The 7,099-nt window shown below is 59.8% G+C and carries 7 protein-coding genes; 3 read left to right on the top strand and 4 right to left on the bottom strand.

Annotated elements, in window-relative coordinates; genetic code table 11:
* Nucleotides 1-369 precede the first annotated feature (369 nt).
* Complete coding sequence (gene rhtA / locus BFP93_RS01370; RefSeq protein ID WP_065891647.1) at nucleotides 370-1,257, top strand: threonine/homoserine exporter RhtA; 888 nt, start codon at nucleotides 370-372, stop codon at nucleotides 1,255-1,257.
* Between the two features lie 167 nt (nucleotides 1,258-1,424).
* Nucleotides 1,425-1,706 (top strand): hypothetical protein, encoded by a 282-nt coding sequence (locus BFP93_RS01365; RefSeq protein WP_065888242.1) that lies wholly within the window; start codon nucleotides 1,425-1,427, stop codon nucleotides 1,704-1,706.
* Nucleotides 1,707-1,822: 116 nt separating this feature from the next.
* Here the strand turns inward: BFP93_RS01365 and BFP93_RS01360 are convergent, their stop codons facing one another.
* The 3 genes from BFP93_RS01360 to BFP93_RS01350 all read right to left on the bottom strand — a co-directional run bounded on the left by BFP93_RS01360 (nucleotide 1,823) and on the right by BFP93_RS01350 (nucleotide 5,342).
* Complete coding sequence (locus BFP93_RS01360; protein WP_065891646.1) at nucleotides 1,823-3,631, bottom strand: aminopeptidase P family protein; 1,809 nt, start codon at nucleotides 3,629-3,631, stop codon at nucleotides 1,823-1,825.
* 48 nt (nucleotides 3,632-3,679) lie between these two features.
* Nucleotides 3,680-4,840: a cysteine desulfurase family protein gene (locus BFP93_RS01355; protein ID WP_065891645.1), complete on the bottom strand. Its 1,161-nt coding sequence runs from the start codon at nucleotides 4,838-4,840 to the stop codon at nucleotides 3,680-3,682.
* 232 nt (nucleotides 4,841-5,072) lie between these two features.
* Complete coding sequence (locus BFP93_RS01350; protein ID WP_065891644.1) at nucleotides 5,073-5,342, bottom strand: hypothetical protein; 270 nt, start codon at nucleotides 5,340-5,342, stop codon at nucleotides 5,073-5,075.
* A 266-nt stretch (nucleotides 5,343-5,608) separates the two neighbouring features.
* On the opposite strand from BFP93_RS01350, the gene BFP93_RS01345 reads away from it, so the two are divergent.
* Nucleotides 5,609-6,712: a sigma-54 interaction domain-containing protein gene (locus tag BFP93_RS01345; RefSeq protein ID WP_065888238.1), complete on the top strand. Its 1,104-nt coding sequence runs from the start codon at nucleotides 5,609-5,611 to the stop codon at nucleotides 6,710-6,712.
* Here BFP93_RS01345 and BFP93_RS01340 read toward each other — a convergent pair.
* Nucleotides 6,701-7,066, bottom strand: a complete 366-nt coding sequence (locus BFP93_RS01340) for an antibiotic biosynthesis monooxygenase (protein ID WP_065891648.1) — start codon at nucleotides 7,064-7,066, stop codon at nucleotides 6,701-6,703. The genes BFP93_RS01345 and BFP93_RS01340 overlap by 12 nt on opposite strands.
* Nucleotides 7,067-7,099 lie beyond the last annotated feature (33 nt).

Genomic DNA, 7,099 nt, shown 5'->3' with positions numbered 1-7,099 from the left:
TTTCTTCAACAACTTCAACCACTTGCGCTTGCGATCTCTCGTAAGCGGGAGGCGAATTCTACAGCGTTACACGCTGCTGTCAACACCTCTTTTTTCAACTTCCTTTTGGCTTCGATGAACTGAAGCGGCCTGCTGTCGAAAACCACTTAACTCATTGTTTACCAAGGAGTTTTCCGTTTCGACTGCGCCGGAAGTGGGGCGAATTATAGACAGATAAAATTCTACGTCAATCAATAATATGAACTTTCTATCAATTGCGTTTGAAACCCCTCAGCACTTGCTCAACTGAGCAATATATTGCGCAGTTCGCGGCAGTTAAGCATCATAACCCCTCTGCCCTTCTATATATGACTTCGGACAACACCTTCAATGACCACCCCACCCCGCAGCCTGGCCTGCACACTCTTCCCCGTTGGCCTGCTGTTGATCGCGATGGCATCCATCCAGTCCGGCGCTTCGCTGGCCAAAAGCATGTTCCCGATTATTGGTGCGCAAGGAACCACCACCCTGCGCCTGATCTTCGCCAGCGTGATCATGCTGCTTCTATTGCGCCCATGGCGCGCCAAGCTGACGGCCAGGTCCCTGCGCACGGTCGTGGTCTACGGGATGGCGCTGGGCGGCATGAACTTTCTCTTCTATATGTCGCTGCGCACCGTCCCCCTGGGTATTGCGGTTGCCCTGGAATTCACCGGCCCGCTCGCCGTCGCCATCTATGCATCGCGCCGGGCAGTGGACTTTTTGTGGGTCGCGCTCGCGGTCATCGGTCTGCTCCTGTTGATTCCGATGGGCGAAGCCAGCAGTGGCATTGACGTGGTGGGTGCCGCGTATGCACTCGGCGCCGGCGTTTGCTGGGGGCTCTATATTCTGTTCGGCCAGAAGGCGGGGAACGATAACGGGGTGCAGACCGCCGCGCTCGGCGTAATGATCGCGGCTCTGTTCGTCGCGCCCATCGGCATCGTGCACGCCGGCACCGCGTTGCTGAGCCCCGCGCTGATTCCTGTGGCCATCGGCGTGGCTATCTTGTCCACGGCCCTGCCCTACACATTGGAAATGGTTGCGCTCACCCGCCTGCCCGCTCGCACTTTCGGTACCTTGATGAGTATCGAGCCGGCGTTTGGCGCCCTCTCCGGCCTGTTCTTCCTGCATGAGCAACTGACGCTCGCGCAATGGCTGGCCATCACCTGCATTATCCTGGCCTCCGTCGGTGCGACGCTGACAATGCGCAACGAATCCAAACCGCTGGTAGCCGCCGACTGACGCTCTTTGCAGGCAGCTCTGGTATTTAACGCTCATTTAGGCCATGTTTAGGCTGGTAAACGATGTCTTTCATGGAGAAGTTCGACACGGACAGCATGAACGCTACGCTCGAGAGCGAGTAAAGGCCGGCTTCGATCCTTTTGCGAAGCGGCTATTTAAGGATTGGAATGAATCGAATTTTGATACTGTTGCTGGTCGTAGGCATTGCTGGGTGTGCCGCGACCACAAAAACAGAAGTGAAACGAGGCAAGAAAGGGCTGCACATCAACTGTTCGGGCCTCTCCTCCTCATGGGACCAGTGCTACACCAGCGCAGCCAATTCATGCGGTGCCAAGGGATATCGGGTTATCGCCAAATCCGGCGAGAACTCCGAGGAGCCAGGGGATTATCCGTTCGGCCTCAACCCTGCCGGCTATACCAGTCGCAGCATGATCGTCATTTGCAAATAGGTACCTGAGCGACGCACAACAAGAGCGTCGCATGGGTAGTCAGCGCCGGTGATGCGACGCGGTCTTCAGCCGGGACCGTCAGGACTTCGTACTCGAAGCCCCGAGCCAGTCCTGAATCAGATAGCCGCTGTACGCACCTGCAACCACTCGAGTGCATCGCCACTGAGCAACGGGCTCAGACGCTCGCGTACCTGGGCATGATAAGCGTTGAACCACTCGCGCTCATCAGCGCTGAGCAAGGACGGCTCCAGGCAACGGGTGTCGATCGGGCACAACGTCAGCGTTTCGAACTTGAGGAATTCACCAAACTCGGTCGTCCCCGCTTCGCGGTTCAACACCAGGTTCTCGATCCGCACGCCCCAACGCCCAGGGCGGTAGGTACCCGGCTCGATCGACGTAATCATGCCCGGCTGCATCGCCGTCTGCGGTGCGGCCAGCGCCTGGTAGGCGATCACTTGCGGGCCTTCATGCACGTTGAGGAAATACCCTACACCGTGCCCCGTACCATGACCGTAATCCACGCCTTCGGCCCAGATCGGCGCACGCGCGATGGCATCGAGCAGCGGCGACAGGATGCCTTTGGGGAAATGAGCGCGGGACAAGGCAATCACACCCTTGAGCACCCGCGTGCAATCGCGTTTCTGTTCTTCACTCGGCGTACCGATGGGCACCATTCGCGTGATATCCGTCGTGCCACCCAGGTACTGGCCGCCCGAGTCGATCAGCAACAAGCCATCGCCTTCGATCACCGCATGCTCTTCTGGCGTGGCGTGGTAGTGCGGCATCGCGCCGTTGGCGTTGAAGGCCGCGATGGTGTTGAAACTCAGCGATACATAACCCGGACGACGGGTACGCGCCGCCGTCAGATGCTCATCGATGGTCAATTCGGTAATGCGCTCGCGCCCCAGGGCCGTTTCCAGCCAAGCGAAAAATTCGCACAAGGCGGCGCCATCCTGCTCCATGGCCTGACGGATATGTTCGGCATCAGCCAGGCTTTTACGCGACTTGGCCAGGGTGGTTGGGTTCAAGCCTTCCACCCGCTTCACACCGGCGTCGAGATGTTCCAGTAGACCGGCCGTGACGCGTGCCGGATCAATTTGCAGGCTTGCCCCTGCCGGTACAGCTCGCAGCGCGTCGGCCACGTCACTGTAATCGCGTACGGTCACGCCATCACGCTCGAGTGCCGCGCGCAGCTCGGCATCAACTTTGCTCAGCGCCACGAACAGAGTGGCCTGCTGCTGACTGATCAAGGCGAAAGACACGAATACCGGATTGAACGAGACATCGCCGCCGCGCAGGTTGAACAACCAGGCGATGTCATCCAGTGTCGCGATGAAATGCCAGTCAGCACCGTTGTCTTTCAGGCTGGCGCGCAGGGCTGCGAGTTTGTCGCCTCGGCTGAGGGTCGCCTGTGGGGGCAAATGCTGATAGATCGGCTGGTTCGGCAGCGTCGGGCGGTCGTGCCAGACTGCATTGAGCAGGTCGACATCGGTACGCAAGCGCGCGCCACGCTCAGCCAGCTTGCCACCCAGGGTCCGTGCCGACGCCACGGCCATTACCGCGCCATCCACCGCCACCACACCGCCTTCCGGGGTTTGTTCAGCCAACCACTCCAGCGGGCCGGGTTGGCCCGGTTGCAGTTTGACCAGTTCGATGCCACTGCCTTTGAGTTCCTTGGTCGCCTGTTCCCAGTAGCGGCTGTCGGCCCACACACCGGCAAAATCGGCGGTGACGATCAGCGTTCCCACCGAACCATGGAATCCCGACAACCATTGGCGCCCCTGCCAGTATCCCGGCAGGTACTCGGACAAATGCGGATCCGCGGACGGCACCAACAGGGCGTGAATGCCCTCCCGGCGCATCAGCTCACGGGTCTGCGCCAGGCGCTGGGGAACCGTTCCAGAGGTCAAAGGCTGCGTACTCATTGTGTCTCCTGCTAACCACTAATAATTGTTATGGACTGCGGACAAGTTTCAGACCGCCCAGAACGCCGGTGCGCTGGCCAGGGCCGACTTGATCAGTTGTGCCGCTTCGTCGATATCCCGCTCGGTGGTAAAGCGGCCGAGACTCAAACGAATGGTACGGCCGGCGCTGCGCGCGTCATGCCCCAGGGCCAGAAGCACATGGGACGGCGCGTTGCTCGCCGAATTGCACGCTGAAGTCGCCGAAAAGGCAATGCCGGCGCTCAACGCACTGGGGTTGAATTCGCCTTCGCTGAACGTAAGGCTCAGAGTATGAGGGATTCGCTGGGTGGGGCTGCCGTTGAGGCGCACGCCCGCAATCGACCCCAACTGATCCAGCAGACGCTGACGCAAGGCCACGATTTGTGCCTTTTCCTCGGCAAAAGACACCGCCGCCAGGGCGAACGCCGTACCCATGCCCGCAATCTGGTGAGTCGCCAGGGTACCCGAACGCAAGCCACCCTCATGACCGCCGCCATGAATCTGCGCCAGTACCTTCTGCTGCGCGCGAGGCCCCACGTACAACGCGCCGATGCCCTTCGGACCATAAAGCTTGTGGGCCGAAAACGACATCAAGTCCACCGGCCACTGCGCCAGGTCGATGGCGACCTTGCCCGCGCCCTGGGCCGCGTCCACATGGAACAACGCCCCCTGCTCACGCACCCGGGCGCCGATGGCCGGGATATCGTTCAACGTGCCCAGTTCGTTATTGACCAGCATCAGCGACACCAGGAAAGTGTCTTCACGCAGCGCCTCACTGACCGCTTCGACACTGATCAGGCCGTCGGCATCAGGCACCAGGTAGGTCACCGCCACACCGGCATCCTGCAATTGCCGCGCAGTGTCGAGCGTCGCCTTGTGCTCGATCTGGCTGGTGATGATATGCCCGCCGGTTACGCCACGGGCCTGGGCCACACCTTTGATCGCCAGGTTATTGGACTCGGTGGCGCCGGAGGTCCAGACAATTTGCTCGGGCTGCGCGCCGACCAGTTCGGCCACCTGCTGACGCGCCTGCTCGACCGTTTGCCGGGCCGCCTGGCCGAACGCATGGGAGCTGGACGCAGGGTTACCGAAATTGGCATTGAAGCCCAGACACTCAACCATCACCTGGATGACCCGCTCATCCACCGGCGTGGTGGCGGCGTAGTCGAAATACAACGGACGTTTATTCATGGTGTTAAAAACTCGCAGAGCGTGTTCCCGAGAGCAGTGTCGCGGGGGCATCGAACAGATCAGAGGTTGTCAGGTTTAACTGATCGGATGCCGTTAAAGAAGGACCACTTTATGAAAATGTGCGTAGGAACGCTCCTGAAATTCAGCTTAACAGGCTGAAGTCACGCCATGGAAAACAAAAAACCCGAGATTCCTTATGGGAAACCCGGGCTCTTCACCGCGACAGCACCGCTCAGCTGGGACGATCCTTCAGGGCTACGCTGCGCTCGGCATTCATTTCGCCCTGATGATCAAAACCGAACGACTTAAGTGGCTGGCCGGTCAGTGCCGCGCGCTGGTGTTGATAGTCATCGAATGACAAACCGCGACGACTCAGCGCTTCCAGCGCCAGTTGCCGGGTTTCCTGGACGGAGTAGGGGCGCAGCTCCGGGGATGGATGGGTCGCGCATCCGGCGAGGACAGAGGTGACAAGCAACAGCGAAACAGCGAGTGAGCGGATCATGGCGGTGGCCCTGCAAAGGAGGTGTCGAATCAATGAACACAGGCTACTCCCGCCCTCGCACGCTGAAAAATCACCGTCCTCGATAGTCGCTATCAACCGTTGCGGCAAACTCGATAATCACAACTCGTTATTTCTTTATGATCTATAAATATGTAAATCAATTAATTTACGGAATATGAGAATCCCTCTATAAACAACGCTGCCCGCCAACGTTGCCGCGACTCGCCAAAGGCAATTCCCGTATTTTATTTCCAAGAGAGGTGTCCATGCAGTTATTAACCCTCCCCCCCTCGCCCGCGCTCGCGACCTCCATTCGTGCCACGGCCCAGGTGTTCGAAGACCCGAAATCCAAGGCCCTGCTCGACCACATCCAGCAAGTGGCGCCGAGCGAAGCCAGCGTGCTGATCATCGGCGAAACCGGCACCGGCAAGGAGCTGGTAGCCCGGCACATCCACAACCTCAGTGCGCGGCGCAACCGGCCATTCGTGGCGGTCAACTGCGGGGCGTTTTCTGAATCCCTTGTCGAAGCCGAGCTGTTCGGCCACGAAAAAGGCGCCTTTACCGGCGCCCTCTGCGCCAAGGCGGGCTGGTTCGAAGAGGCCGATGGCGGCACCTTGTTCCTCGATGAAATCGGCGATTTGCCCCTGCCGATCCAGGTCAAGCTGCTTCGGGTGCTGCAGGAACGTGAAGTGGTACGCCTGGGCTCGCGCAAGAGTATTCCTATCGACGTGCGGGTACTGGCGGCAACCAATGTACAACTGGAAAAAGCCATCAACGCCGGGCATTTTCGCGAAGACCTTTACTACCGTCTCGACGTGGTCAGCCTGGAGCTCAGCCCACTGCGCGAGCGCCCGGGCGATGTCCTGCCGCTGACCCGACACTTTATCGACACCTACAGCCGACGCCTGGGTTATGGCCCGGTCACCATCAGCCGCGAGGCCGAGCACAAACTCAAGAGCTACAGCTGGCCGGGCAATATTCGTGAGCTGGAAAACGTGATCCATCACACGTTGCTGATCTGCCGCAACAGCGTGATCGAACGCGACGATCTGCGCCTGTCGAACCTGCGCATCGAACGCCAGGACGACAGCCAGCAATGCCTCGACAACAGCGCCGAAGCGTTGCTCGCGCGGGCCTTTCAAAAACTGTTCGAGGAACAGGCCGGCGCCCTGCACGAAAAAGTCGAGGACGCGCTGTTACGCGCCGCTTACCGCTTCAGCCACTACAACCAGGTGCACACCGCCAGCCTCCTGGGCTTGAGCCGCAACGTCACGCGCGCGCGGCTGATCAAGATCGGCGAGCTGGCGGTGAACAAGCGCAGGCCGGGGGAAAACCTGCAGGGCGAGCGGATGCTGCACCTATCCATTTAGGCGGCAGTGCAAGGCGTCGTCATGGCTGCGCTCAAAACTGCGCAGCACCTGGAACGAATCAAAGATTACCGCCTTGGCCCGGTGCACGCGGATCAGCGTCCAGAAATCCTCGCCGCCCTGCTCGAAGCGCCTGAATGCCGCCTCGCCATCCTCGCGGGATTGCCATTGCAGGTAGTTGAGCACCCGCCGCCCGTCATCGCTGACCTGCACGCTCGCACGCAAAAAGCCGTCATGACTCTGCGCCAGTCGCTCGCTTTGCACGGTCAAGGCCGCCACCAGGGCCGCCTGATGACGCGGGTCGATGTGAAATTCGATCACCTGTGTGAAGCCGCGACTCTTCTCTGATACCTGCATGAACACTCCCCTTTCTTTGTAGGCAGAATCTTG

The organism is Pseudomonas sp. 44 R 15, from assembly GCF_900004965.1.
Classification (GTDB): domain Bacteria; phylum Pseudomonadota; class Gammaproteobacteria; order Pseudomonadales; family Pseudomonadaceae; genus Aquipseudomonas; species Aquipseudomonas orientalis_A.
The sequence above is the reverse complement of the archived record's forward strand: the minus strand, read 5'-3'. Positions and strand labels throughout refer to the sequence as shown.